This window comes from Thermocrinis minervae (assembly GCF_900142435.1).
Lineage (GTDB): Bacteria > Aquificota > Aquificia > Aquificales > Aquificaceae > Thermocrinis_A > Thermocrinis_A minervae.
In genome coordinates this window covers 442,845-468,501 of the sequence record NZ_LT670846.1, presented here as the reverse complement: position 1 = coordinate 468,501, position 25,657 = coordinate 442,845, and the positions used below count along the sequence as shown (strand labels likewise).

Here is a 25,657-nt window from a genome sequence, read left to right as displayed (position 1 = left end):
TAATAGAAAAACGTCCCATGTCCACAAAGTTCATCTTCATCACGGGTGGTGTCCTTTCGTCCTTGGGTAAGGGTGTCACATCAGCATCCATAGCCTCTCTGCTTGAGGAGATGGGCTATAAAGTTACCCTCCAAAAGCTAGACCCTTACCTCAATGTAGACCCAGGAACCATGAACCCATACCAGCACGGAGAGGTCTATGTGACAGAAGATGGTGCCGAGACAGACTTGGATCTAGGTCATTATGAGAGGTTCACTAACTCTGTGATGTCTAGGGAGAACAACATCACTGCAGGTAAAGTTTACTACAACGTCATAACTAGGGAAAGGAAGGGCGAGTACCTCGGAGCTACAGTACAGGTTATACCACACATAACAGACGAAATAAAGAGGCTCGTGATGCAAATAGAGAAGGATAACCATATAGCCCTCGTGGAGGTCGGAGGTACAGTAGGGGACATAGAGAGCCTTCCCTTCCTCGAGGCCATCCGTCAGTTAGCTATGGAGCTAGGAAGACAGAGGTCTCTCTTTGTGCATGTAACATACGTGCCTTACGTCAAGAGTGCAGGAGAGCTAAAAACTAAGCCTACACAACACTCGGTGAAGGAGTTGAGGGCCATAGGTATACAACCAGACATAATAGTTTGCAGGTCCGAGATGGAAATACCAGAAGAGATAAGGGAGAAGATAGCCCTTTTCACCAACGTAAAGAAGGAGTGTGTTATATCTGCTCAGGACGTGGAGTACATATACGAAGTCCCTCTTCTCTTTAAAAAACAGAACTTGCCCAAGCTGATAACAGAAAGGCTAGGCCTAGAATACAGGGATGTTCCCACAAGATGGGAGAAGGTGGTACATGTACTAAAAAACACCCAGAAGGAAGTGACCATAGCACTGGTAGGTAAGTACGTAGCCCTGAGGGATTCCTACAAAAGCGTACAGGAAGCTCTCATACACGGTGGTATAGCTAACGATGCTAGAGTGGTCATAAAGTGGATAGATTCCCAGAGAGTAGACCAAAGAGACCTAGAAGAGGCTGACGGTATACTGGTACCCGGTGGTTTTGGAGAGAGAGGGATAGATGGTAAGATATCAGCCCTTACCTACGGCAGGGAGAAGTTAAAACCTACCTTTGGTATATGTTTGGGTATGCAACTTATGTGCATAGAGTTTGCCAGGAACGTGATAGGGCTTGAAGGTGCCAACTCTACAGAGTTTGATCCAAACACCCCTCACCCCGTGATAGATCTAATGGAAGGTCAGAAAGGCATAAAGATGCTAGGGGGAACCATGAGGCTTGGAGCTTACCCGTGCATACTTTTAGAGAACACAAAGGCAAGACAGATCTACAACAAGGAGCTCATCTACGAAAGACATAGACACAGGTACGAGTTTAACAACCGGTACAGGCAAGTTTTTGAAGAGAAGGGAATGGTCTTCTCGGGTCTATCTCCAGATGGCAAGCTCGTGGAAATCATGGAACTAAAAGACCACCCTTGGTACATAGGCGTGCAGTTTCATCCAGAGTTCAAAAGCAAGCCTTTTGACCCACATCCCCTCTTTAAGGATTTCATCAGGGCCTGCCTACAATCTCAACGATAGCCACGTCTGGAGGAGATAAGAACCTCATGGGAGGACCTCCCGTACCCACACCCATGCTGACGAACAGGTAGCTACCTCTACCAAGGTACTTTAGACCCCTGTCCGTCTCGAAGAGTTTGGTCAGTATTAGCTTGCCAACAGGATAGTAAACACCCCCATGGGTATGTCCCGACAGCATAAGATCAAACTCACCCACAAGAGAAGGATCAAGTTTAGGCCTGTGCTTGAGAAGCAGCACGTAACCTATCTTTGGAGTTTCCTTGAGCAGTCTCACCTCATCCACACCTGTGCAGGCATTTACTAGCTTGCAGTCCTCATCGTCCACGCCTACGATGGTCATAAGCCCATCCAATTGAAAGTAAGAGTCCCTAAGCACCACAAAACCAGCCTTCTTTGTAAACTCCATGGCCTGGAGCCAACCTCTGTAGTACTCGTGGTTTCCAAGGACTGCGTACTTGCCAAGGGGTGGCTTCATCTGAGCAAGAGCTTCAGCGAGCTCTTCCTTTCCCTTCATGCTTCCATCCACCAGATCCCCTGTAGATACAACCATGTCTGGCCTTTCCCTGTTGTAAACGTCCAACACAAGCCTGACTTTGTCCATACCCATGACAGGCCCTAGATGAAGGTCGGATATGTGGAGCACCTTTATCCTACTACCCTTTGGTATCTTGTCCGTGTAGAAAACTATCCTCTCAACCCTGAGCCTCAGAGTCTCGTAGTAGCTGTAAACAGAAAGCAGAAGGGAAAGAACAAACACAGCTAAGGCTGTACTTTTTGCCGAAAGCCTAGGAAGCTTTAGCATATTTGCCATTAGCTTGTAGAGGTCAAAAAGCATGGAGAAGAACACCACGTACACTACAAAACCCATCCAGAGAAGGCTCGTAAAAGCCAAGCTAAAGGTTACACCAGCAGACAAGTTGCCATCTGCCCATCTCCAAAGGATAGGAGAAAGCCATCCGTAGGAGACAAGCATAAGACCAAGGACCTTAAAGCTACCACCCAAAGGTGAAAAGAGCCTTTTGTACGCGTAGATGTTCATAAGCATGTACACACTTAGGAAGACAAGGACAAACCAGAGCATTAAATTAAATCTATTGATGAAGCTTACAGTTGAGTTCAGAGGAAAGCAGGTAGAGTTAGAGTTTGAAAAGGATAAGGTAACGGCCTTAGACGTGCTTAAGGCCCTTGGACTCTCTAGAGAGTATGCATTTGTGGTCAAAAACTCTCAGATAGCAGATGAGAAGGAATCTATAAGCCCTGAGGATAAAGTAAAAGTAGTAAGTGCCATATCGGGTGGATGAGAAACTTCTTCAAGGATGTACCAGAACACCTTTGGAGAGACTACAAGTGGCAGGTGCAGAACAGGATAAAGACCAAAGAGGAGTTAAAGAGATACATAAAGCTCCTGCCTGAAGAAGAGGAAGGAATAGATAGGACGAAAGGCATCTACCCTATGGCCATAACACCCCATTACCTTTCCCTCATAGACCCTGAGGATCCACAGGATCCCATAAGGCTCCAGGCCATTCCACGCGCTGTTGAGATGGATAAAGAGCTGCAAGAAAAGGGCCAGGAGAATCCTTTCAACGAGGAGAGTCTAATACCTGGTCTTACCCATAGGTACCCTGACAGGGTGCTTTTGAACCTCACCACCTTCTGCGCAGTGTACTGCAGACACTGCATGAGGAAGAGGATCTTCTTGGAAGGTGAAAGGGCAAGAACAAAGCAAGAGATAGATCTAATGCTGAACTACATAAGGGAAAATCCTCAGATAAGGGAAGTTATACTATCCGGCGGTGAGCCCCTCTCCCTTTCCAACGAAAAGCTAAACTACATCCTTTCGGAGCTAAGGAAAATAGACCATGTAGAACTCATAAGGATACATACAAGGCTTTTGGTGTTGGCTCCTCAGAGGTTTTTTGAAGAAGAGCTTTTAGATATCCTTGAAAGACACTCCCCCATATGGATCATGACCCACTTCAACCATCCCAGGGAAATAAGCCCAGAGTCTGAAGAAGCTGTAGAAAAACTTCTAAGACGTGGAGTGCCTGTGAATAACCAGGCTGTCCTTCTCAAGGGTATAAACGATGACCCCGAAGTGATGCTCAAGCTTTCAAGAGAGCTTTTGAGGATAAAGGTAAGGCCTGTGTACCTCTTCCACGCGGACCCTATAAAAGGTGCTATGCACTTCAGGACTAGCATAGAGGCTGGCCTTAGGATAATAGAGTACATGAGGGGGAGGATATCGGGTATGGGTATACCTACCTACGCAGTGGACTTGCCAGGCGGTAAAGGTAAGGTACCTATACTACCTGAATACCTGGTGGAGAAAAGACAGGACAACGTCTACATCTTTAGAAGTCCCTTTGGATCCTTCGTGGAGTACAGACTGTGAAGGAGATCCCCTTCCACGAGAGTATAACTCCGTTGGAAAGAGTAATACTTACCTTCAGCCTTGTAGTGGGCGTCTTCATGGCCATTCTAGACACCACCATAGTGGACATAATAGTCCCAAAGCTTACAGCTCCCCTAAGCACAGACATATACGGAGCTCAGTGGGTGATAACCTCCTACATGACAGCTTCAGCTGTAGGTATACTCATGGTGGAGCATCTGGAAAGACTGCTGGGGCTAAAGAAGGTCTTCATCCTTGGGCTTACCTTCTTTACGGTAGCTTCCCTATTCTGTGGTCAGGCCAACAGTCTGGAGTTTATGGTCTTTTGGAGAGCAGTGCAGGGACTAGGAGAGGCCTTCATAGTCATAAGCGCCGAGAGCCTTCTCTTTAGTGCCTATGCTCCTGAAAAGAGGGGAGTGGCCATGGGTATATATGGGCTAGGAGTTAGCTTCGCTCCGGCCCTAGGTCCTACCTTAGGAGGTTGGCTCACAGAGCATCTAAACTGGAGGTTTGTCTTCTACATAAACGTGCCCATAGGTATACTGAACATCTTACTTACCCTTCTATTTGTTAAGGAATACAGGACAGCAAACAAACACCAACCTTTTAACGTAGTGTCCTTTCTGTTTTTGGCCACTGCTACCGTAAGCCTGCTTATAGTCCTGTCTAAGGGTCAGCAACTTGGTTGGTTTTCTTCAGACTTTATCCTCTGGATGGCCTGTCTGAGTACCCTTTCTTTCCTGCTCTTTCTACTAAGCGAACTATCCTCAGAACATCCACTGGTGGACTTTTCCACGCTTAAGGTAAAGGAGTTTTTAGTCTCTCTCTTTGTCTACTGCTTTGTGCTTGGCTTTTCTATGTACCAAGTCTTTTACCTTATACCTCTTTACTTTGAGAACCTAAAGCAGATAGGTACTTTTCAGACGGGTCTGGCCATACTTCCTATGGCCCTAACCATAGGTATGTCTTCTCCCATAGCTGGAGCCTTGGCAGACAAAAAGTCTCCACTCATACCTCTCTCTATAGCCATACCCGTGTACCTCTTTTCCTCCCTCTACCTCATCCCAAAAGCAGACTTCTACATGCCTACGGCTCAGACAAAGGTCTACCTGGTGATACTAGCTGTAGGCATGGGCTTCTTCTTTGCACCCATAACCTTGATGGCCCTCAACAGGGTGGGAGAGGAGAAAAGAACTCTTGCCGTGAGCTTCATGCACTACATAAGGTTCGTAGGTGGTTCCTTCGGTACAGCTATGGCTACCAACCACCTTCAGGGCTACATGTGGGAAAACTTTCAAAGAACCTCAGAGATACAGGAGCACTTTTACATACTTGAGTACCTAAAGGCTGTTCCTGAGACCATCTTTTACAACTTGCAGGTGCTGTTTGCCTATTCAAATGCTTTTAAGATGGCCTTTACCTTCGCTGGCCTGTGGGCGGTGCCAGGGCTTTTGGCCCTACTTTTACTCTTCAAGCCTAAGTCTGTGCTCTCTGGCCTCCTTAAGGTAAGAGGTTAGCTCCTCTTCCCTGCCTTCCCTTATGAGGTCTACAAGCTTCTGTAAAGAGCTGATATACACATCAATAGCCGTAAGAACGTTTTCCTTGTTTTCTAGGAATATGTCTCTCCACATGATGGGGTCCGAGGCGGCTATGCGCGTAAAGTCCCTAAAGCCTGCACCAGGATACTTAAAGAGATCCACATCTTTTTTAAGGTTTATGAGGGCGTCTATAAGGGCAAAGGCTACAGCGTGGGGAAGGTGGGAAACACAGCCAAAGACGTAGTCGTGGACGTAAGGGTCCATCTCTTCAACGTAGGATCCTAAAAGGCTCCAGAGCTCGGATACCTTCCTCTTGGCTTCTTGGTCTGTATTGGGTGTGGGCGTTAGGATGAACCTTTTACCTTTGAATAGATCTTTCCTACTGTTCTCCACCCCAGACTTCTCTGTGCCCGCTATAGGATGCCCACCCACAAACTTTTTTCCTAGTATGTTTTCAAGCTCATAGACAAGCTTCCCTTTAACGCTTCCCATGTCCGTTACTATAGTCTGATCATCTAGAACTTGTTTAAGGCTTTTGGCTATGTTGTAGAAGGTCCTAACAGGAGAGGCAAGCACTACCAGGCCAACGTTTTCTAAATCGTCAAGTCTTTCGTAGGCCCTATCTATCACTTTAAGATCTAGAGCCTTTTCAAGAGCCTTTGGGTTTATGTCCACGCCGAGGATCTCTACACCCTTTACAGCTTCCCTCAGGGCTAGAGCAAAGGAGCCACCCATGAAGCCAACTCCAACGATGGCAACTCTTTTAAACATAACAAAATTTTACTTTATCTTTGCGTTAAATAAAAGACTTGAATCCAAATTTCAAAAACACAAGTATATATTACATGCTGCTTTTAGTACTATTATTCTTGGGAATTTCGTATGCAGGACAGCTGGAAGAGCTAATAAATACAGCTCTTGAAAACTCACCAAGACTAAAAAGGTATGATTATCTTGCGTCATCAGCAATAAAAAGGGGAAAATATTCTCTGTCTTTGCCGAATCCTGTATTTTACTTTGGTCTTAGCAACCTTCCCACCAGTAAGCTATACCCCACGAGCAAGGAACCCATGAGTGGTTACACCATCGGTATATCCCAGATGTACACACTTCCAATAAAAAGACAACTGGAGAACAGTGTTTACAAAAGCCAAAGGGAAGAGATAAGAAAAGACCTTGAAGTAGAAAAGAAGGAACTCATAAGGGACCTAAAGGTTAAGTACCTTGAGTGGCTATACACCTTTAAGAGAGAAGAACTCTTGAAGAAAAACCTCTCAGAGGCAGCCTTCCTGATAAGACTGGCTGAGGAGAACTACAGGTACGCCAAAGCCACCCTGTCAGACGTGATACTGGCAAGGACCAAAAGGATAGAGCTTGAGAGCATGCTAGTAGGCCTTCAAGAGGAGAGGAAAACCCTTGAGGAGGAGATCTCCTACCTTGTGGGGAAAAGGGTAGACCTAAGGCCTGAGGAGGTAGACTTCCATGCACCGAACACAGAAGACTTATCCCATAGCCCTTACCTTGAGAGGATAAAAGCGCAAGTAGAAAGGCTTAAAGCAGAACTACAGAGACTAAAAGTAGAACACTACCCTGATCTGGAGCTCATGCTTGAGTACATGGTAAGGCCGGCCATGGATAACCTAGTAAGCCTAAGGGTGGGCTTCACCATACCCGTGTGGAAGGGCAAGAAAGAAGACCTTGCTGTGCTTTCAAAGGAGGAGGAGATAAGGTCCAAGCTCGAGGAGCTAAAAGATACGCAGCTTAGACTCATAAGGGAGATGAACGAGCTAAAGGTCCAGCTGGAGGCAAAGAAAAGGATCCTTAAGCTCCTTGATGACCTCCTTAAAGAGAAAGAGACAGAAGCGAAGGCCCTTGAGCTCGCTTACACATATTCAAAAGCAGACCTAAGGGATGTTGTGAAACTCTATCAAGAACTTTGGGACCTGAGGATGAAAAGGCTGGAGGTTGAGCTCTCCATCCAGAAGCTTTACCCTGCCTTGGAGGCGCTGATATGAAGTGTTGCGAAAACGGTGGAAACACCAGCACAAAGAAGTGGGTCTTTCTGACTTTGATGATACTTGTAATCGCTCTCGGTAGTCTGTTCGTATACCAACAGCTGAAACATAGAACTGCGGACCAAAGCCTAGGCACACCCTTGTTTACTTTAGAGGATCAAGGGGTAAAGGTAGAGGTTTTCTCTAAGAAAGGAAGCATAGACGTAGGAAAGCAGGACCTCACTATTAGGGTGAGTGGTGGAGATCTGAAGAGCCTTTACCTGTACATGCCCCCTATGCCAGGCATGGGTGAGATGAGGGAAGACGCAACCATACAAAAGGTCTCAGATGGAGTATACAACGCCACGTTAAACGTAAGCATGGCAGGTTCCTGGCAGCTTTTCGTACAAGTAGACGGAAAGGTTCTAAAGAAGGACATCTCTGTACCCTTCGCAGGACAAAGGACAGCAGTAGATGATCAAAGCCAGATAGTCGTGAATACAAAAGCTATGCAGCTCATAGGCATACAGACGCACGAGGTCTCATACATGGACCTCTCGGAGAGCTTTTCCGTAGTGGGATACGTTTCCTACGACCTTTCACATGTGCATCAGATAACCTTAAGGTCAGACGCTTGGGTACTGGACACCTTCTCAAGGTTTGAAGGAGAGCTTGTGAAGAGGGGAACACCCCTTATGAAGGTACTAAGCCCAGAGGTCCGAATAGCCCAAGAGGAGTTAAACTTAGCCAAAAGCCTAGGAAGACAAGATATAGAAAGGCTTTCAAAAGAGAAGCTCTCTTACCTCCATGCTGGCCAGGTGGTAACCTCTCCTGTCAACGGGCTCATACTGGAGAAGAAGGTAAACCCAGGAGGATTTTTGAAGGCTGGAGAGGTGGCCTACACCTTGGTAGACCTTTCCAACCTTTGGGTAGTGGCGGAGGTTCCCTTAGAGTTTTCAAGCTACCTAAAAAAGGGTATGAAGGTTCTCGTTAAGCCCGTAGGTGAAGAGAAACTTTACGAAGGTAGGGTGGATTACATATTCCCAGTGGCTGACAAGGAGGCCAGGACCGTAAAGGCAAGGATAAGCCTAAGGGGTGCGAGCCTTAAGATAAACCAGCTCGTGGAGGTCATTTTTGAGACTCAACCTGTTAGGGTTTTGGCTGTACCAGAAAGTGCAGTAGTGGACACGGGCAGGAGGCAGGTGGTCTTTGTCCAAAAGGGAGAAGGTATGTACGAACCAAGGCAGATAAAGCTTGGAAGAAGGTTCCAGGACTACTACGAAGTCCTGGACGGACTATCGGAAGGTGAAAGGGTGGTAGTAAAGGGCACCTTCTTCTTAGACTCGGAAGCACAGATAAAGGGCCTCTATGGAGGAGAGGAGAAATCTCATGAACACCACCATCACTAAATTACCCGCCCATAAACTTCCCGTACTTGTAGACGATGTAAAGCACCAGAAGACTAAAAATCACAAGAAGGAAAAGGTACAGAAGAAGGTCCATAAGGAAAATTCTAGCAAGAGGTTTTCCAGATGAAAGCTTTGACGGAGACCATCCTGCGCTATCGCTTTGTGATTCTGGCCATGATGGTCTCAGTTTTCCTCTACGGGCTTTATTCCCTTAGGAAGATACCCCTTGATGCCATACCAGACCTTACAGACACCCAAGTCATCATCTACTCCGAATGGATGGGACAGGTACCTCAGGTGATAGAGGACCAGCTTACGTATCCATTGGTTTCCAGTATGCTCGGGCTTCCAAGGGTGAAGGCAGTGAGGGGCTACTCGGTCCCCAACTACTCTTTGGTCTACGTCATATTTGAAGATGGTACAGATGTATACTGGGCAAGGTCGAGGGTTCTGGAAAAGCTTTCAAGCGTGAGGTCTTTACTGCCAGCTCAGGCAAAGGTAGAGCTTGGTCCAGACGCCACAGGTGTAGGGTGGGTCCTTCAGTACGTCCTTTACTCTCCTACCAGAAGTCTCGATGAGCTATGGAGCCTCCAGAACTTCTACGTGAGGTACGCCCTCCTATCCGTACCAAACGTGGCAGAGGTGGCATCGGTGGGAGGCTTTGAGAGAGAGTTTAGGGTAGTACTAAGGCCTGAACACCTTATGCATTATGGGATCTCCCTTGAGGATGTGGCCAGGGCTGTAAATGGTTCTAACCTAGAGACTGGTGGCAAGTATGTGGAGATAAACTCAAGGGAATACTCAATAAGGGCAAGAGGGTACGTAAAAGACAAGAGGGATATAGAGGAAGCAGTTATAAAGGAGGTAAACGGTGTACCCATAAGGGTAAGGGATGTAGCCCAGGTGGTCGAAACTCCAGCGCTCAGGATGGGTACAGCAGACTACAACGGGCTTGGCAACACGGTGGGTGGTATAGTGGTGATAAGGTACGGAGCGGACGCCTACCATACCATACAGGAAGTGAAAAAGAAGATCCAGCAGATACAGGCAGGACTTCCTCAAGATGTAAAGCTCGTAGTGGTCTACGACAGATCAGACCTTATAGAGAGGGCCATAAAACACCTATGGAGGGTGTTAATAGAGGAATCCCTAATAGTTGTCCTCATAGTGGGTCTTTTCCTGTTTAGCCTCGGGCTTAGCTTCTCTGTAGTCTTATTCTTGGTGCTTTCTCTGTTTGGAACCTTTGTACTCATGAAACACTCAGGGATAAACTCCAACATCATGTCCCTAGGTGGTGTAGCCATAGCCATAGGGACCATGGTGGATGCCGGTATAGTACTCGTGGAAGCATACTCGAGGAAGAGGGAGGAGGGTAAAGAAGTGGTTGAGGCCCTAGTGGAGGCCACGCAGGAGATAGGAAAGCCCATATTCTTTGCCCTTCTTGTGGTAGCTGTTTCCTTCGTACCCATGCTGGCACTAAAGGGACAGACGGGTAGACTCTTCGGCCCCTTGGTCCTCACAAAAACCTATGCTATGCTCGTTGCTTCTGCACTTTCTATCACCGTGTTTCCAGTCCTCATCTATTACCTAGGTAGGAAGAAGCCCATCCCCGAGGAGAGGAACCCCATAGTCAGGCTTCTGGTGAAACTCTACACACCCTTGTTTTACATGTCCATCAAGCTTAGGTATCTCATGTTGCTAGCAGCCATCTTTGCTGTACCTGCCTCTTACCTTCTGTTCGTTACGCTCGGTAGGGAATTTATGCCAGACCTGAGGGAGGGCTCAATCCTTTATATGCCCACCACCGCACCCGGCATATCCATACAGGAAGCTCAAAGACTTTTAACCCTACAGGACAGGATCATAAAAAGCTTTCCTGAGGTAGAGGCAGTCTTTGGGAAGGCAGGAAGAGCAAACACACCAACAGATCCAGCTCCTCTCTCCATGATAGAGACCACCATAGTCCTAAAGCCAGAAAGCCAATGGAGAGAGGGAATGACCTACGAAAGACTCATAGCTGAGCTGGACAAAGCCCTCCAACTTCCTGGAGTAGTAAACAGCTGGACCATGCCAATAAAAGGCAGAATAGACATGATAAGCACAGGCATAAGGACTCCCCTGGGTGTAAAGGTATTCGGAAAGGACCTTCAGACCTTAACGGAGCTAAGCCTCCAGATAGAACAAGCCCTTAAGGGTGTTGATGGCATAATGAGCGTGTACGCAGACAGACCAATGGGTGCCACTTACGTGGAGATAATACCAGACAGGGAAAAACTCTACATGTATGGCCTCTCCCTTGAGGAAGTTACCAAAGCCGTTGAAATGCTACTGGCCAACAGCCCAGTGTCTGTGTACGTAAGTGGAAGGGAGAGATACTCCATAACCCTAGGAGTACCAAGGGACTACAGACAGGACATAGAAAACCTTTTCCTACCCTTAAAGGACAAGCTCGTACCCATAAAGGCCATAGCTAAGGTAGAGAAAAGGGAAGGACCCATGGAGATAAAGTCGGAAAACGGCCTACTTGTAAACTACGTCTACGTGACCCCAAAGCCTAACGCCAGTCTGGGCAAGGTAATAGAGGAAGGAGACAGAAGGATAAGGCAGATGGTGGATCTTCCAAAGGGCTACTATTACCAATGGAGCGGCCAGTGGGAGTACTGGAAAAGCGCAGTGGAGGACCTTAAGCTCATCGTCCCCCTCGTACTCATCAGCATAGTTGTCCTTGTGTACATAAGTCTTGGAAGGCTCTTTGAAACCCTTCTAGTCCTCTCTACACTACCCTCATCCTTGCTAGGTGGCCTCATCCTCATGCACCTCTTTGGGCACAAGCTCTCCGTTGCCTCTATAGCAGGTTTCTTGGCCCTGCTGGGCATAGCTGCAGAGATGGGTATAGTCATGGTGGTCTACATAATGAGGTCTATCGAGGAGGGAAAGGGTATATACGAAGGTGCTGTAAAAAGGATAAGACCAAAGAGCATGACCATGCTGGCAATAGTGGCAGGCCTCCTACCCGCCGTCTACCTTCCTGGAACAGGCTCTGAAGTCATCTCCCGCATAGCCATACCCATGCTTGGTGGTGTCATAAGCAGCTTTCTAACAGCCCTCTTTGTGATACCAGCCGTATACTCCCTCGCAAGAAAAGACAGACTAAGTTAGTTCAAAGTAAAGTAGACCCCCTCTTACAGTATGATAGGCTAACCAGAGGGTAGAGACTACAAACACCACAGAAGCCAATTTAAATAGACCTAATGTACATAAAAGACAAAAGACAGAATGAAGGAAAAAGCTTACCCTTATCCTCTCTGGCTTGATCACATCCGACATGAGTGGAGCTTTCTGTGGGTTGAGGTTGCTAAGGTGAAACCATACGAGAAAGGGTATTATCCTGTAAAGCATGGCTGCTATTATGCTGGAAAAGAAGAGAACAAAAAGGAGTAAAAAGGTCATAAACCTGTCCATAAGGAAAAAAACAAGTGAAAGACACAGCATCAAAAGCCCCAAGTACCAAAAGTATATGGTGTAGTCTGTAGCCTTTCTCCTCCTTGTGTAGAGTCTTTTTAACGTCATGAAAGACCAAGTAAAGAAAAGTAAAGATAGGGGAAGTTTGAAGATAAAGCCATCCATGAACACAGCTAAAAGCATAGAGAAAGAGAGCATGTAGGGGAAGTTCATGGAAAAAATTCTTGGATAGGCATCCGTAGTAAAGAACATCTCTATGACTTGGAAGGAAACGGAAACTATCAAAGCTCCTACCCAACCAAAGAGCATAAAAGTATAGTGAGTTTTAAAGATCCTAACGTCATAAGGGAAAAAGAGCCAAAGAACACCAAAGCTAACACCCACTACAAGAAAGAACAAGGAGAACTTAATACCCCTTGAAGTAGGTATGTAGCTCTTTACCTTCAGAGCATGAAAAAGCATCAGAAGAGCTCCGTACATGACGGAGGCATAGAGCAGCAGGGCCCCAGTCTTTGTTATAGCAGTCTTGTGTGTAAAAAAGCCAGAAAGGAAAATAAAGGCACCCAGAAGCATGGGAAAGTAGAAGATAAAGGCCTTTGGTATAGGGTTCTCTATCACGGCTCCAACGACCACAGGAAGCATCTGGAATAGGGCCCCAAACATCACAAAGAGGGCAAAGAGTACCGTCTGAGAGTGCAGCAAAAAAGGTAGGTTTATACCCCCTCTAAAGGAAAAATAAACTGCAAATAAGGAAGATAGGAACCAAAAAGAAACTCCTGTAGCAAAGAAAGTAAAGGGTATGACAAAAGGGGGAGCTTGTAGGAGGGACAGACCCCTCATACACTCTCCATCTTTGGTATTACCTCTGCAGGATCAAGGTGCTGGTCGCACATAGGGTAGAGTATCTGTTCTTCTTTCATGTTGTGCTGCTGTATAAGTATCATCAAGGTATCCGCTATCGAAAAGAAGCTCTTTTTATCCCTCTCCTGTAGAGCCTTTTCCATCCGCTCTATGAGATCCCTAGCTTGTGCATGCTCCATCCTCATAACCTGCGTAGGACCATGTATTATGCCCGTCCTTGCCTCAAACAAGGGAAAGAGAACATCCTCTTCCCTCATGAAGTGCTTAAGGGTCTCTTCCTTGAATGTAGCAAAGCTCTTTTGAGCCTCTTCCCATCTTTCTTCCTTTACGTAGCCTTCGGCTTCTGCAAAAATCCGGTCGCATTCTCTGTGTTCTTCAGTCAAATACTCGGTGATGCTAAACATATTCCTACACCTCCTTTATGTAAGTATATAATGACTCACATAAGACTTGTCAACAAAGCCTTATACTTATATGACACATGAGAGTTTTAGCTTGCGGAATTACGCACATAGGTAACGTTAGAGCTTTCAACGAGGATGCCTTTTTGCTAAGCGATGTGATAATCCAAAGGGATTTAATGGAAAAGCCCATCTGCATAGAGAGAAAAGGTAACTACTTTGTGTTTGCAGTGGCCGATGGAATGGGAGGGCATCCAGAGGGAGAAAAAGCCAGCCTTATAGTGCTGGAAGAGCTAAAAAGGTGCTCACCATCCGACGAGGAAGAAATAAACAAATGTTTACATGCTGCAAGGGATAAACTGGAGGAATATGCCCTAGAGAATCCACACGCCCTTGGGCTTGGATGCGCCGTAGCGGGTTTGGTTATATCCAGTAAAGGCCTTTACGCTTTCAATGTAGGTGATTGTAGGGTTTATGGTATAAAGGATGGGAAGCTTTTCTTGCTGACACAGGACCATAGGATAGCCTATTACCTTACGTCAGCTCTCGTAGGTGATCCTAACTACAGGGAGTTTGAAGTGTTCATAAAGCGCGCAGAAGGTTTTGAAGGATTTTTGATATGCTCGGACGGTCTTTGGGAGTACATAGAGGATGAAACAGACAAGGACCTTCAAACCCTCCTTAGTATAGCCTTAGATAGAGGTGGTGCCGATAACCTGACAGCCGTGAAGGTGAGCATAATGGAAGTTTAAAGAGTTCTGTTAACCACTAACGTACCACAACCGCCCAAAGGATCCTTCCTAAAGCGCGTTGAAAGGGTAACCCTTACACCCATGGATCTCAAAAGTAAGAATGCTCTTTCGTACTCTTCCTGACCAGTTTCCTCAAAGGCGCTTACAGTGTTGTTGTAGTACAGAAGGGTTACAGACACATCCAGACTCTTGGCCAATCTCGCAAGCTCAGTAAGGTCTTCCTCCGAGTCGTTCACTCCTTTTAGAAGTAGATACCCAAGGGAGACCTTCTTTCTCTTCTTCTTAGACACGCTTGAAAGAGAATCTCTTAGAGCCTTTAGGAGTTCCGATAAACTACCTGCATGCGGCAGCAACCTTCTCCTTACCTCATCCCTAACTGCATGAAGGGATACGGTAAGGCCACTGTGGGGCAGTGTAAGGACATAGGGCAGGTGCCTTACAGGGTGGCCTGAGGTGTAGAAGGATACCTTAAGGCCCTCCTTCTTAAACATCCAGAAGGCCTCAACCACGTTCCTGATGTTCATAAGCGGCTCGCCTATACCGGCTATAGCTATTCTTCTTATGGGCAGCGCATCCTTAAGGAGGGCATACTGTAGGTATATCTCTCGTGAGCTTAGGTTCCTAAGAAGACCATCCTTGCCTGAGAGGCAGAAGGGACAACCTACAGCACAACCTACCTGTGTAGAAACACAGAGGGTATCCCCCCTGTAAAAGACAGACTCCACCCTGTAACCATCCTCAAGTTGGTAGACAAAGACTCTGTTCAAGGGGCTTTTGCGTTCAGAGAGCAACTTCATCTTCCTTCAAGTTTCTCCTGCAGCAGGAAGAACACCTCTTACAGTTTTCAATGGCTACCTTGTAATCGTTGGGCAGTAAGCTCTCCAAAGGAATCTCTATTCTCTTTCCATCAAGTTCTAGGATACTTTTACCATGAGGAGGGTCTATGTGGAGGATTTTATAAACCTTACCGTTCAGACAAATCTCACTTCCTACCTCTGGCAGTATGTTCTTCACCAGGTAGTTTTCCCTTTCAAAGGCTAGGCAACACATAAGCCTACCGCACAGACCTGTAAACTTTGTAGGAGACAGCGGTAAGTTTTGCTCCTCTATGTCCCTTAGGGATATGGATTCAAAGTTCTCTATAAACCTGTAGCAGCATGCCATTTCACCACATGGACCTATCCATCCCATCATCTGGATAGCATCCCTTACACCCACCTGCCTCATCTCTATTCTTTTCTTGAATACACGGGCCAATGCCCTAACAAGCTCCCTAAAGTCTACCTTTTTTTCAGACAGGTAGTAGAAGAAGTACTTGCTTCTATCTAAGGGTATGTAAGTCTTTATAGGCTTCATGTCAAGGCCAAGCTCTTGGACCTTTTCCTTGCACACAACAAGGGCATCCTCGGCAAGCTTCTCGTTTTCCTTGGCTATCCTTAAGTCTTCTTCGTCTGCCTTCCTAAGGAAAAGAGCTTTAAGCTGTGACTCTTCCTTAGAAACACCAAGGATCTGTATGAGTTCCTGCCCTCTATCTGAAAGGACCACCACTAGGTCCCCTTTCTTCACGTCCTGTGCATTCTCAACCTCTAGTATCTTCCGCGTATCTAAAAAACGAGCTTTTACATGCATAGCTTAAGAAATTATATTTCAAAGCCCTTGACATGTTGTCTAAAACCTTTAAAATTAACTAATTCTGATGTTAGATGCTTCTTTGGTAAAAGAGGCCCTAAAGAAAAGCAAGGTCAAATCTGAACAGTTCAAAGACTTAGAATACCTTAGGTTTACCGATGACTACAAGAACATCCCACGGGGGACGGTTATCTTCCAGGAGTTTACCATATTTGGCTATCCTCACATAGGTAGGATATTCCAGCTTTCTACAGGCCTCAGAGAGCAGTTTACAGAGCCCTTCTGGGTTGAAGAAAAAGTAGACGGTTACAACCTTAGGATCTTTTACCACAAGGGAGAGGTATATGCCCTTACCAGGAGCGGTCTTATATGCGCCTTCAGCACGGACAGAGTCCTTGATTTCATAGACAAGAGGTTCTTTGAAGATAATCCAGACCTGGTGTTGTGTGCTGAGATGGCTGGCCCAGAAAACCCTTACGTGGAAGAAAGTCCTCCCTACGTGAAGGAAGATGTCAGACTTTTCGTCTTTGACATAATGAGGAAAAACGAGAGCACCTTTTTACCACAGAGAGAGAAATTGGAGCTTATAGAAAAATACTCGCTTCCTTCGGTGGAGGTCTTCGGAAGGTTTACCGTAGATCAGGTAGAGAAGATAAAGGACCTTCTAAGAAAATTAGACCAAGAGTGCAGGGAAGGTGTGGTTTTCAAGGAAGACTCGGAGAGGAACAAAAGGGTTAAGTACATAACCAGGTACGCAAACTTAAACGATATAAGGATAACATCCCTGAACATAATGGGCCTTCCAGCCGACTACTACACCAACAGGCTTTTAAGGCTTGCCCTCTTTATAGAAGAGGAAGGTCTAGAGAAAGATGATAGTCTCTACACAGAACTGGGAAAGGCTTTCCTTGAAGGTATCTTCCAAGCTTGCAAGCTATCAAGGGAAGAAGGAAAGGTCTACAGAACCTTCAGATGTAGGTTCCACAGCAAGGAAAACTTACTCATATTTTTAGAGCAGATAAAACACAGCTCGGCACACATACAGATAATAGAGAGAGGCATAAGGCAAGAAGGAAACATGTACGTGCTTGAGTTTGATAAGGTGTTCCTTAACATGACAGGCCTTCTGGGACACGTCCTTAGGGGCGGCTCAGTGTTTGATTAAGCTCTCCAGTATATTCCTAAGGTTCTTCGGGTTTATGAGCTTGATCCCTACTCTATCTGCCCACTTTCTAAGACCTTCATCACCAGACACTAAGATGCCATCGAGCTCGTAAGCTAACAGAAGTACATCAAGGTCTTCTTTGCTGTCTATGATCCCAGTCCTTAGAGCCTCTCTGTACTTTTCCCTTAGTCTGTTTATAAGCTTCCCCGTCTCTTCTTCGGATAGCTTACCAGCTTCCTTGGTGTGTTCTTCTGCTATACGAAGGCCCTTGTTTATCCTGTAGCGAATCTCCTCTATAAACTCGTACAGAAACTCGGCAGGAACCATAAGGTTGAACCTTCTTGGAGACCTTATGCGTACTGTAAGCTCAAACTTGGCACTGAGCTCACCGAGATCTACCATATGTCTCATTTCTTCGTAGACAGATGAAGGCATGTAAAACTTGGCATCCGAATGGTATGCAAGGGACAAGAAGTTCTCTATGGCCCCTAACTGATCCTTTTCAAACTGAGAGTAAATGTCTGGGTTTGTGAAGATGCTTGTGTCAAGGACGAATATCAACATCCTTCACCTCTTGTTTGTTAGTATGTTAATATTTTAATTTAATCAGTATAGGGTGTTTGAATGACCAAAGAAGAGCTAGCCAAAGAAACCATAAGAAGGCTTGAGAAGGTTTTTCCTAACAAGCTTGAGCTTGAGTTTTCCAATCCCTTTGAATTACTTGTAGCCGTAGTGTTGGCTGCCCAGACTACAGACAAGAAGGTGAACGAGGTCACTAAGGAATTTTTCAAAAGGTTTAAAAGCCCAAAGGACATAGTAGAAGCCGACATATCTGAAATAGAGAGCTACATAAGGAGCATAAACTACTACAGGAAGAAGGCTGTATACCTGAAGAAGATCGCCCAGATTTTGGTAGAGAAGTACGGCGGAGAGGTACCAAGAAGTATAGAGGAGCTTACAAAGCTACCTGGCATAGGAAGGAAGAGTGCAAACATAATACTTTACAATGCTTTTGGTATCCAAGAGGGCATAGCAGTTGACACCCACGTGGCTAGGGTAGCCCAAAGGCTAGGCCTTACCAAGGAGAAGGACCCAGAGAAGATAGAGCAGGACCTTATGCGGATAGTTCCCAAGGAAGAGTGGGGTAAATTCTCCAACTTGGTCATACTCCTAGGTAGGTACGTTTGCACAGCTCAGAATCCCAAACATTCTAAGTGTCCGCTAGTAGATATATGCCCTTCGGTGAGCCTGTAAGGTTAAAAAAGCACCTAGGTCAGCATCTTTTGGTATCGGGAGGAGTCATAAAGAAAATAGTGGAGTATGCCCAGATAGAGGCAGGGGATAAGGTTGTTGAGATAGGTCCAGGTACAGGAAACCTCACAAAAGCACTACTTGAAACTCCTCTTTCTGAGCTACACCTTGTGGAGATAGACAAGCAGATGGTAGAGAAGTTAAAGCAGTTACAAGACCCAAGGCTACACATACACCATGCAGATGCCACAAGCTTTGACTTTTGCCTTCTAGGTAAGGACCTTAAAGTCTTGGGAAACCTCCCCTACAACGTGGCGAGCCTCATACTTGAAAGGATAGTTTTCTGTAAAGAGTGTATAAACTTTGGTCTCTTTATGGTACAGAAAGAAGTGGCCCAAAAGCTCATAGAGGGTCCTTCTTGGCTGGGTAGCTTTATCCAGACTTTTTACCGCATAGAGTATCTCATGAGTGTACCCCCCAAATTCTTCGTTCCACCACCAAAAGTGACCTCTGCCCTCATAAGGCTGACAAGAGAAGAAAAGGCAAAGATAGAAGATCTTGAGGACTACAAGGGTTTTCTCCTAAAGCTCTACTCCCAGGGAAGGAAGATGCTAAAGAACAAGCTCGATGTATCCATCCTTGAAAGGGCAGGCATAGACCCCAAAAGGCGCACGGAAGAACTAAGCTTAGAAGAGATAATAAGGCTTTACCATGAATATCACCCTTAAGCTTCCCGTACACTACTGGGAAACAGTCAAGGACCTCCTCATAAGCCATGGCTTTACACCCATACGGAAGGATTACACCCTTTGGGCTCTTGAGAAGAAGGGACAGTATGTACACCTCTATCCTTCTGGAATCCTCCTCATACAGGGAAAGGATCCACAGGGACTTAAGGAGTTTATACTCGGTAGTCTACCGGAAGAGAAGGTATACAGGGTCGGATGCGACGAATCTGGTAAAGGGGACTTCTTTGGACCCATAGTCTTTAGCTGCGTATTGGTAAAGCCTGAGAACTACAAAAGGCTTTGGGAGCTTTCACCAAAGGACTCTAAGGACATAAAGGAAGAGGAAGTCTTTAGAAAAGCTGAACTTTTAAGGCCCGTGGTGGATGTGTTTACAGAGGTCTTAGAACCCAAGGAGTTCAACAGGCTCTACAGGGAACATAGGAACCTAAACACCCTTATGACCATCACCTACAGGAAACTCATAAGTAGTATCAAGGAGCTCCTTAAAGACAAGGAGCACACTATAGTGATAGATGGTTATAGACTAAGATCTCCCTTTGATGGAGGTGTTATCTTTGAACCTGATGCTGAAAGGCATTATCCAGAAGTGGCAAGCGCTAGCATATTCGCGAGGGAGAGTCTTTTAAGATGGCTAAAGGAAAGGAATCTTCCAAAGGGATCAAGCAGCCAAGCAAAGATAAAAGCCTTAGAGATCTATCACAAAGACAGAAGGTTGGCAGAAGAGCTCCTTAAAATAAGCTTCCTGGAAAGCAAGTAAGAAAATATGCCAATAAGGGCACCTACAAACACATCAATGGGGAAGTGCACACCCGAGTACACCCTCCCATAGGCTATAAGTAGGGCATAAGCAAGTAGAAGAAGCCTTATGTACCTGTTAACCCTACCGTAGAAGAAAGCCAGCACGAGAAAGGCCGTAGCAGTATCACCAGAAGGAAAGGAATGATGGTAGAGTCTTTCCGAAAGAGTGTAGACATCGTTAAGCAAAGACAGAGGTCTCTTCTGGTCCAGGATGTACTTAAGGGTGCCCACCAGAAGCTCCATGATGGCTGCAGAAAGTAAAAAGGTCTTTGTACATTCCCTGTAAAAAACCAAGACTGCCATAAAGGCAGGTATGAGCACCCAACCCTTCCCAAAGATGTAGAACCAGGAGAAGAAGCCATCAAGCAGTGGATGCCTTGTATGATTTATCAGATAGAATAGCCAAACGTTAACAGTGTTTGTTTCCAAGTTCACCATATTATAGCCGTCAGGAAGTAGTCGGATATGAGTATGAGCATAGAAGAGACTACCACACTGTTTGTAGTAGCCCTCCCCACGCCTTCTGTTCCACCTTCTGTGTAGTAGCCAAAGTAACAGCTCACGGAGGATATGAGCAGGCCAAAGAAGAAAGCTTTGTAAAGGCCACCTATAAAATCTTTTAGTTCTGCGAGATCTACCATCTTCTGCCAAAAGAGGTACTCGTTTACGTGGAAAAGCTTTACAGCCACGAACCATCCTCCAAATATACCAGCTAGATCCGAGAGAACGACTAGCATGGGTACACCTACAACGCCTGCAAAGATTCTAGGGCTTACCAAATAGCTTATGGAGTTTATGCCCATGACTTCAAGGGCATCAATCTGTTCCGTTATCCTCATGGTTCCTATGTTGGCCGTCATGGCCGAGCCTACCCTTGCCACCACCATGAGGGAGGAAAGCACAGGGCCGAGTTCCCTACCCATGGATATGGCTACCACAGCACCTATCAAGAATTCGGCGTTGAACCTATGAAAAGTGCTGTAAGTCTGGAGAGCTATAACGCCCCCCGAGAATATGGAAGTTATGATGACCACAGGTACCGTTTCGGCCCCCAAATAGGCAAGCTGCTTTATAAAATGTCTCAGCTTGGGAGGCTTTGTGAACATAAAGTAGATACCCCATAGGGTCAAAAGAGTGGCCTTACCAACCTCCTCAAAAATTTTTAACATACTCTAAGTACCTTTGATACCTTTCCTTTATCTCTTCCATAAAATCACCACCTAGTTTTTCAAGGAGAGCATCTGCTAAGATTATGGCAAGCATGGCCTCCCCTACTATAGAGGCGGCTGGTACAGCAACCACATCGCTCCTCTCCTTACCAGCCCTGACCTCCTGCTTTGTGTTTATGTCCACGCTTCTTAAAGGCTTTGTAAGAGTGGGTATGGGTTTCATGGCACACCTCACTATTATAGGCATGCCGTTGGTTATACCCCCTTCCGTACCACCCAGGTTATTGGAGTACCTAAAGTATCCCTCGTTCCAACCTATTTCATCGTGTACCTCAGAACCAAACCTCCTTGCGCTTTCAAAACCCAGCCCTATCTCCACCCCTTTTATGGCCTGTATGCTCATCATAGCCTGGGCTATCCTTCCATCTATGCGCTTGTCCCATTGGACATGACTCCCAAGGCCTGGAGGGACCCCCACGGCAAAGACTTCAAAAACACCCCCCAGGCTTTCACCCTTTTCCTTTGCTTCATCTATGAGCTTTATAAACTCATCGTCCATTCTTGGATCTGGAAAGCGTACCTGAGAGCTTTCTGCAAGCTCATGTCTCTTTAACAGATCCTCCTCTTTTATATCAGGCGATAGCCTACCTATACTGATCACGTAGCTACCTATTCTTATACCAAACTCTTCCAAAAACCTCTTGCACACAGCACCAGCAAGAACTCTACCCACCGTCTCTCTTGCTGAAGCTCTCTCCAGTATGTTCCTTAGATCTCTCTGGTTGTACTTTATACCACCCGAAAGGTCTGCATGTCCTGGTCTTGGTCTTGTAAAAGGAACCACAGAATCTGGAACTTCTCCCTCCGGAGCCATCTTCTCCTTCCAGTTTTCCCAATCCTTGTTCCAAACGGCCATACAGATGGGACTCCCAAGGGTCCTGCCAAAGCGTACGCCTGCGAGAAACTCCACCCTGTCCCTCTCTATGGCCATCCTCCCACCCCTTCCATAACCCCTCTGCCTCCTCTCCAGCTCTCTGTTTATGTACTCGGATGATATATCAAGGTTTGCAGGAATACCCTCCAAAAAGCAGAAAACACCCCTTCCGTGGGATTCCCCAGCTGTAAAGAACCTTATGGGCATAAGCTAGTCTTGACCTGTCCTGACAACCTTTACCACCTTACCAGCTTTCAAACACTTGGTGCACACGTAAACCCTTCTGACAGAGCCATCCTCCAACCTTATGCGCACTCTCTGAAGGTTTGGCTTAAAGGTCCTGCTGTTCCTCTCCGCCGAGAAGGTAACACTCTTGCCAAAAACCGTTTTTTTACCACATACATAACACTTGGCCATGGCTTCTCTCCTTCTTCTATATTTTACCATCTTTTGTCTGTGAAGCTTTTGTGAAGCACCTTGACAGTGTACCAAAAATGTGGAAAATTAAAACTTAACCTCCTGAAGGGCGCCCTAAGGGAGGGAAAACTTAAAGGGAGGTAGTACCATGAGGAACCTTTACGAAGCTACAAGCAGAGCCGCAAGGCTAAACAGCTCAAAGGGTTTCACACTCATTGAGCTGCTCGTAGTCATAGCCATCATAGCCATACTGGCATCCTTGGCCATACCCCAGTACCTGGCATACCAAAGGAAAGCAAGGGTATCCTCCTACGCAGAACCCATAGCAAGGGGTTGTATGTTGGACATAGTAGCCTTCTGCCAGGAAAACCCAGGCCAGCCCATACAACCTGCTAACCTAGCAAACTGTCGTACTGCAGCAGTACAAACTGCAGGTGGTCAGGTGAACCTTCAACCTAACGGCCAGCTTGCCAACGGTGCCTGCGGGCAAGATGGAACACCACCAGCACTGCAGGCTGCAAACTTCCCACAAAGACTTGCTGATGCAACAGCTGATAACACAGTAACGGCCACACTAGCAAATGTACAAGACTTTGCTGTTGCATGTGCTTTTGTAGGCGGTCAAGGTGGTCAAGGCGGTCAAGGTGGTCAAGGCGGTTCTGTAAGGTGTAGCGTAATATCTGGACAGTAATACACACGCTTGCGGGCCCTGTAGGGCCCGCCTTTGAACATGAAAAAGGGCTTTACCCTTGTAGAGCTTTTGGTAGTTATATCCATCATAGCCATCCTTGTATCCCTTGCCATACCTGCTTACCTTAACTACGCAAGGAGGGCCAACGCCACCTCATACGTGCTTCCCATCCTAAGGGGCTGTATGATGGACATAGTTTCCCATTGCTCTTCAGAGCCAGCTGATGAAGCCTATACGGACCCTCTCACAGATCCAAGGTTTCCCAACTGTAGAAACGTGAACACCCAAGCGGGAAACCTTCAGCTTACAGTCGTGCAGATTCCAGTCTGCACAGCTCGAGGTGTACTCTCTCAGGGTAGGATAGAGGGGAGGCTGGGTGGATCGGACGTGCTGGTGGTCTGTACCGTTGATACAAGACCCTTCAGGTGTTTCCTGCAGTAAGTAACAAGCCATACCTCTCTTTGAAAAAGTTCTGAAAGAGGCTTGCCACGAAGAAGCCAAAGAGGAAAAGTCCAAGGAGTTTAAGATAGAGTGTGAAGGGAGAGGAGATTAACAGCAGGGAGGCAAAGGGCAGAAGGTAAATTGTGGTGAAAAGGCCAACCTGTGAGTCTTGTCTTAGCTTGAGTTTAAAAAGGTATCCAAAGGGAGTGGTAAGCAGGTTTTCCACAAAACCCCTGTAGAAGGCATAAGCAAAGGCAAGCTTAAGGATGGATTCAATAGACCAGAGCAGGGTAGGGTTTGAAATGTAAAGGTTTAGGAAGTCCTTCACTTTTAAGCCCTCTACTAGCCACTGGGATGTATGAAAGACGAGGAAGGTATCCAACATGGCAGTGGAGAAGAAACCCCAAGGGCTTACCTCTTTAGTGTCCTCTATGGAAGCTTGGAATACGCATTCTTTCTCGAGCAACGGAAGGAGATCCTGGTAGTCTTTCTTATCCAGGTAAAAGGTAAAGCTTCCTTTGGAGTTTAAGCTCCTGAAAAGATCCTTCACGCTCACACCAAGCTCGGAAAGTTTTTCAACTATACTGCCAGCCTCCTCCTTCAGTTCTAGTATGGTTACCTTTACCATGATTAAGGTATTTTATGCTATCTCTTCCAAGGGCTTGCCCTTGGTCTCCTTCCCGAACATGTTCCAGAGGAGAAAAGCCAAGAAACCCACAAACCACAGAGCACTGAAAGCTAGGATGCCATAAATGTAATCCTTAGTGGCCAAGTACGTAACCACAGGCGGCACAAAGGCCCCACCGACCCTACCCACCACAGACAACAGGCCTATGACGTACGCCCTTATGTAAGAAGGGTATATTTCTGTGGCCACCACGTAAGCCACAGAGGGAAAGGAGAAGGCCACGAGCGAGTAGAGGGAAAGCACCCAAACAAAACCAGCACCTGAAAGGAAGAAAAGAGAAAGCAGCAGAGAGAAAAAGGAGATAAAAAGACCAAGCCTCTTCCTGCCCACAGAGTCCACCAGCAAGGCTACAAAGAGCCCACCCACAAGCCCTGCTACGTTTATGGCCGTGTAGACCAAAGTTATGCTATGAGGGTCCAGGTCAAACCTCTTGGCAAACCCCGTAGGTATAAGGCTTATAAAGCTGTAGTAGGTAGTAAGGATGGTAAAGCTGATAGATGCGCTAAAGAGAAACCTCCATCGGTATTTAGTTAAAATCTCTCTCGTGGCCTTAAACATACCACCTTCAAAGACAGGAACCTCGCAGGCTTTGGCATCCTCAGAGGTCCTACAGTACTTCTTTTCCAGGCTTTCCACGATCCTTTCTGCCTCTTCCGTCCTTCCCCTGGAAAGGAGCCATCTCGGAGAGTCTGGTAGGTTTCTCCTGGCGTAAACTATAACGATAGCAAACAGGGCTGCTACCCAAAAACCAAAGCGCCAGGCAATACCCTCACCCAAGAGGTCTATGAGCAAGTAAGCAGTCAAGGAAGCGGACAACCCACCAAAGTTCCATAGAGCGGCTATTATACCGTCCACCTTTCCCCTATGCTTTGCCGGCATGAACTCGTCTATGACTGACTGTATGGCGGCAAACTCTCCCCCAAGCCCAGCACCCGCAAGGATCCTAAAAAGGACGGCGCTGTAAAAATCCCAGGCAAAGCCAGTAAGGAAGGTAGACAAAGCGTACAAGAAAAGGGTAAGGAGGAATAGCTTTTTCCTTCCGTATCTATCTGCAAAGTAGCCAAAGAGGAGAGAACCTACCAAAGCACCCACTAAAAAGGAGGTTATAAAAAAGGAGGTCTGCACATCGACAAAGCCTAAGGTTTTAGCCATGGGCTTTGCCACAGCTCCAGCCATCACCACTTCAAAAGCATCAAAGACCCACGTTATACCCAACACGAGCACGAGCTTTGTATGGAAGGGCGTCCAGCCTAAAGATTCCAGCCTGTATGGTAAATCCGTCTTTATCTTTTCCATGAGCCTATAATCAAAT

At 46.4% G+C, this 25,657-nt stretch carries 28 protein-coding genes; 15 read left to right on the top strand and 13 right to left on the bottom strand.

What is annotated here, in order from left to right:
• Positions 1-17: 17 nt before the first annotated feature.
• Entirely contained in the window at positions 18-1,601 is a 1,584-nt protein-coding gene (pyrG, locus tag B5444_RS02595; RefSeq protein WP_079653691.1) for a CTP synthase, read from the top strand.
• On the opposite strand, the gene B5444_RS02590 is transcribed toward pyrG, so the two are convergent.
• Positions 1,573-2,682 carry a metallophosphoesterase gene (locus tag B5444_RS02590; RefSeq protein ID WP_079653690.1) on the bottom strand — a complete coding sequence of 370 codons (1,110 nt, stop codon included), beginning with the start codon at positions 2,680-2,682 and terminating at the stop codon, positions 1,573-1,575. The genes pyrG and B5444_RS02590 overlap by 29 nt on opposite strands.
• A 16-nt stretch (positions 2,683-2,698) precedes the next feature.
• On the opposite strand from B5444_RS02590, the gene B5444_RS02585 reads away from it, so the two are divergent.
• The 3 genes from B5444_RS02585 to B5444_RS02575 are packed head-to-tail and all read left to right on the top strand — an operon-like array spanning position 2,699 to position 5,513.
• Positions 2,699-2,902 carry a MoaD/ThiS family protein gene (locus B5444_RS02585; protein WP_079653689.1) on the top strand — a complete coding sequence of 68 codons (204 nt, stop codon included), beginning with the start codon at positions 2,699-2,701 and terminating at the stop codon, positions 2,900-2,902.
• Complete coding sequence (locus B5444_RS02580) at positions 2,899-3,996, top strand: KamA family radical SAM protein (RefSeq protein ID WP_079653688.1); 1,098 nt, start codon at positions 2,899-2,901, stop codon at positions 3,994-3,996. The genes B5444_RS02585 and B5444_RS02580 overlap by 4 nt, the downstream gene beginning before the upstream one ends.
• A complete protein-coding gene (locus B5444_RS02575) occupies positions 3,993-5,513 on the top strand; it encodes a DHA2 family efflux MFS transporter permease subunit (RefSeq protein WP_079653687.1) in 1,521 nt (506 codons plus the stop codon). The genes B5444_RS02580 and B5444_RS02575 overlap by 4 nt, the downstream gene beginning before the upstream one ends.
• On the opposite strand, the gene B5444_RS02570 is transcribed toward B5444_RS02575, so the two are convergent.
• Positions 5,460-6,305 (bottom strand): prephenate dehydrogenase, encoded by an 846-nt coding sequence (locus B5444_RS02570; protein WP_079653686.1) that lies wholly within the window; start codon positions 6,303-6,305, stop codon positions 5,460-5,462. The two genes, B5444_RS02575 and B5444_RS02570, sit on opposite strands and share 54 nt — an antisense overlap.
• A gap of 74 nt (positions 6,306-6,379) precedes the next feature.
• Between B5444_RS02570 and B5444_RS02565 the strand changes: the two genes are divergently transcribed.
• The 4 genes from B5444_RS02565 to B5444_RS02555 are packed head-to-tail and all read left to right on the top strand — an operon-like array spanning position 6,380 to position 12,096.
• Complete coding sequence (locus B5444_RS02565; RefSeq protein ID WP_079653685.1) at positions 6,380-7,549, top strand: TolC family protein; 1,170 nt, start codon at positions 6,380-6,382, stop codon at positions 7,547-7,549.
• Entirely contained in the window at positions 7,546-8,937 is a 1,392-nt protein-coding gene (locus B5444_RS02560) for a FixH family protein (RefSeq protein WP_079653684.1), read from the top strand. The genes B5444_RS02565 and B5444_RS02560 overlap by 4 nt, the downstream gene beginning before the upstream one ends.
• Positions 8,918-9,064: a hypothetical protein gene (locus B5444_RS07645; protein WP_154021724.1), complete on the top strand. Its 147-nt coding sequence runs from the start codon at positions 8,918-8,920 to the stop codon at positions 9,062-9,064. The genes B5444_RS02560 and B5444_RS07645 overlap by 20 nt, the downstream gene beginning before the upstream one ends.
• Complete coding sequence (locus tag B5444_RS02555; protein ID WP_079653683.1) at positions 9,061-12,096, top strand: efflux RND transporter permease subunit; 3,036 nt, start codon at positions 9,061-9,063, stop codon at positions 12,094-12,096. The genes B5444_RS07645 and B5444_RS02555 overlap by 4 nt, the downstream gene beginning before the upstream one ends.
• On the opposite strand, the gene B5444_RS02550 is transcribed toward B5444_RS02555, so the two are convergent.
• Both B5444_RS02550 and B5444_RS02545 read right to left on the bottom strand, forming a co-directional pair.
• On the bottom strand, positions 12,088-13,239 hold the full coding sequence (locus tag B5444_RS02550) for a hypothetical protein (protein WP_079653682.1): 1,152 nt from the start codon (positions 13,237-13,239) through the stop codon (positions 12,088-12,090). The genes B5444_RS02555 and B5444_RS02550 overlap by 9 nt on opposite strands.
• Positions 13,236-13,664, bottom strand: a complete 429-nt coding sequence (locus tag B5444_RS02545; RefSeq protein ID WP_079653681.1) for a hemerythrin domain-containing protein — start codon at positions 13,662-13,664, stop codon at positions 13,236-13,238. The genes B5444_RS02550 and B5444_RS02545 overlap by 4 nt, the downstream gene beginning before the upstream one ends.
• Before the next feature lie 77 nt (positions 13,665-13,741).
• Between B5444_RS02545 and B5444_RS02540 the strand changes: the two genes are divergently transcribed.
• Positions 13,742-14,413, top strand: coding sequence for a PP2C family protein-serine/threonine phosphatase (locus tag B5444_RS02540; protein WP_079653680.1), 672 nt, complete (start codon positions 13,742-13,744; stop codon positions 14,411-14,413).
• On the opposite strand, the gene B5444_RS02535 is transcribed toward B5444_RS02540, so the two are convergent.
• Both B5444_RS02535 and B5444_RS02530 read right to left on the bottom strand, forming a co-directional pair.
• A complete protein-coding gene (locus tag B5444_RS02535) occupies positions 14,410-15,210 on the bottom strand; it encodes a radical SAM protein (RefSeq protein WP_079653679.1) in 801 nt (266 codons plus the stop codon). The two genes, B5444_RS02540 and B5444_RS02535, sit on opposite strands and share 4 nt — an antisense overlap.
• Positions 15,194-16,042: a PSP1 domain-containing protein gene (locus B5444_RS02530; RefSeq protein ID WP_079653678.1), complete on the bottom strand. Its 849-nt coding sequence runs from the start codon at positions 16,040-16,042 to the stop codon at positions 15,194-15,196. Before B5444_RS02530 ends, B5444_RS02535 begins: the two co-directional genes overlap by 17 nt.
• A 67-nt stretch (positions 16,043-16,109) precedes the next feature.
• Between B5444_RS02530 and B5444_RS02525 the strand changes: the two genes are divergently transcribed.
• On the top strand, positions 16,110-17,207 hold the full coding sequence (locus tag B5444_RS02525) for an RNA ligase (RefSeq protein WP_079653677.1): 1,098 nt from the start codon (positions 16,110-16,112) through the stop codon (positions 17,205-17,207).
• Here B5444_RS02525 and B5444_RS02520 read toward each other — a convergent pair.
• Positions 17,193-17,771 carry an RNA ligase partner protein gene (locus B5444_RS02520; protein WP_079653676.1) on the bottom strand — a complete coding sequence of 193 codons (579 nt, stop codon included), beginning with the start codon at positions 17,769-17,771 and terminating at the stop codon, positions 17,193-17,195. The two genes, B5444_RS02525 and B5444_RS02520, sit on opposite strands and share 15 nt — an antisense overlap.
• A 60-nt stretch (positions 17,772-17,831) precedes the next feature.
• Here B5444_RS02520 and nth point away from each other — a divergent pair, with 60 nt between their 5' ends.
• The 3 genes from nth to rnhC are packed head-to-tail and all read left to right on the top strand — an operon-like array spanning position 17,832 to position 19,964.
• The gene (gene nth, locus B5444_RS02515; protein WP_079653675.1) at positions 17,832-18,461 is read left to right on the top strand and encodes an endonuclease III; all 630 of its coding nucleotides are present in this window, start codon (positions 17,832-17,834) and stop codon (positions 18,459-18,461) included.
• The gene (gene rsmA, locus B5444_RS02510) at positions 18,440-19,186 is read left to right on the top strand and encodes a 16S rRNA (adenine(1518)-N(6)/adenine(1519)-N(6))-dimethyltransferase RsmA (protein ID WP_079653674.1); all 747 of its coding nucleotides are present in this window, start codon (positions 18,440-18,442) and stop codon (positions 19,184-19,186) included. The genes nth and rsmA overlap by 22 nt, the downstream gene beginning before the upstream one ends.
• Entirely contained in the window at positions 19,170-19,964 is a 795-nt protein-coding gene (gene rnhC, locus B5444_RS02505; protein ID WP_079653673.1) for a ribonuclease HIII, read from the top strand. The genes rsmA and rnhC overlap by 17 nt, the downstream gene beginning before the upstream one ends.
• Here the strand turns inward: rnhC and B5444_RS02500 are convergent.
• Genes B5444_RS02500 through rpmB form a run of 4 tightly spaced genes read right to left on the bottom strand, consistent with a single transcriptional unit; the run spans position 19,904 to position 22,525 of the window.
• On the bottom strand, positions 19,904-20,443 hold the full coding sequence (locus B5444_RS02500) for a phosphatase PAP2 family protein (RefSeq protein WP_231967147.1): 540 nt from the start codon (positions 20,441-20,443) through the stop codon (positions 19,904-19,906). The two genes, rnhC and B5444_RS02500, sit on opposite strands and share 61 nt — an antisense overlap.
• On the bottom strand, positions 20,437-21,174 hold the full coding sequence (locus B5444_RS02495) for an MlaE family ABC transporter permease (protein WP_079653672.1): 738 nt from the start codon (positions 21,172-21,174) through the stop codon (positions 20,437-20,439). Before B5444_RS02495 ends, B5444_RS02500 begins: the two co-directional genes overlap by 7 nt.
• On the bottom strand, positions 21,158-22,315 hold the full coding sequence (gene aroC, locus B5444_RS02490; protein WP_079653671.1) for a chorismate synthase: 1,158 nt from the start codon (positions 22,313-22,315) through the stop codon (positions 21,158-21,160). Before aroC ends, B5444_RS02495 begins: the two co-directional genes overlap by 17 nt.
• Positions 22,316-22,318: 3 nt before the next feature.
• The gene (gene rpmB / locus B5444_RS02485) at positions 22,319-22,525 is read right to left on the bottom strand and encodes a 50S ribosomal protein L28 (protein WP_079654633.1); all 207 of its coding nucleotides are present in this window, start codon (positions 22,523-22,525) and stop codon (positions 22,319-22,321) included.
• 148 nt (positions 22,526-22,673) lie between these two features.
• On the opposite strand from rpmB, the gene B5444_RS07800 reads away from it, so the two are divergent.
• Together B5444_RS07800 and B5444_RS07815 are read left to right on the top strand one after the other, a co-directional pair.
• Entirely contained in the window at positions 22,674-23,216 is a 543-nt protein-coding gene (locus B5444_RS07800) for a type IV pilin protein (protein ID WP_079653670.1), read from the top strand.
• A 39-nt stretch (positions 23,217-23,255) separates the two neighbouring features.
• The gene (locus B5444_RS07815; protein ID WP_079653669.1) at positions 23,256-23,657 is read left to right on the top strand and encodes a prepilin-type N-terminal cleavage/methylation domain-containing protein; all 402 of its coding nucleotides are present in this window, start codon (positions 23,256-23,258) and stop codon (positions 23,655-23,657) included.
• Here B5444_RS07815 and B5444_RS02470 read toward each other — a convergent pair.
• On the bottom strand, positions 23,638-24,285 hold the full coding sequence (locus B5444_RS02470; RefSeq protein ID WP_079653668.1) for a hypothetical protein: 648 nt from the start codon (positions 24,283-24,285) through the stop codon (positions 23,638-23,640). The genes B5444_RS07815 and B5444_RS02470 overlap by 20 nt on opposite strands.
• 12 nt (positions 24,286-24,297) lie before the next feature.
• On the bottom strand, positions 24,298-25,641 hold the full coding sequence (locus B5444_RS02465) for an MFS transporter (RefSeq protein ID WP_079653667.1): 1,344 nt from the start codon (positions 25,639-25,641) through the stop codon (positions 24,298-24,300).
• Positions 25,642-25,657: the final 16 nt, after the last annotated feature.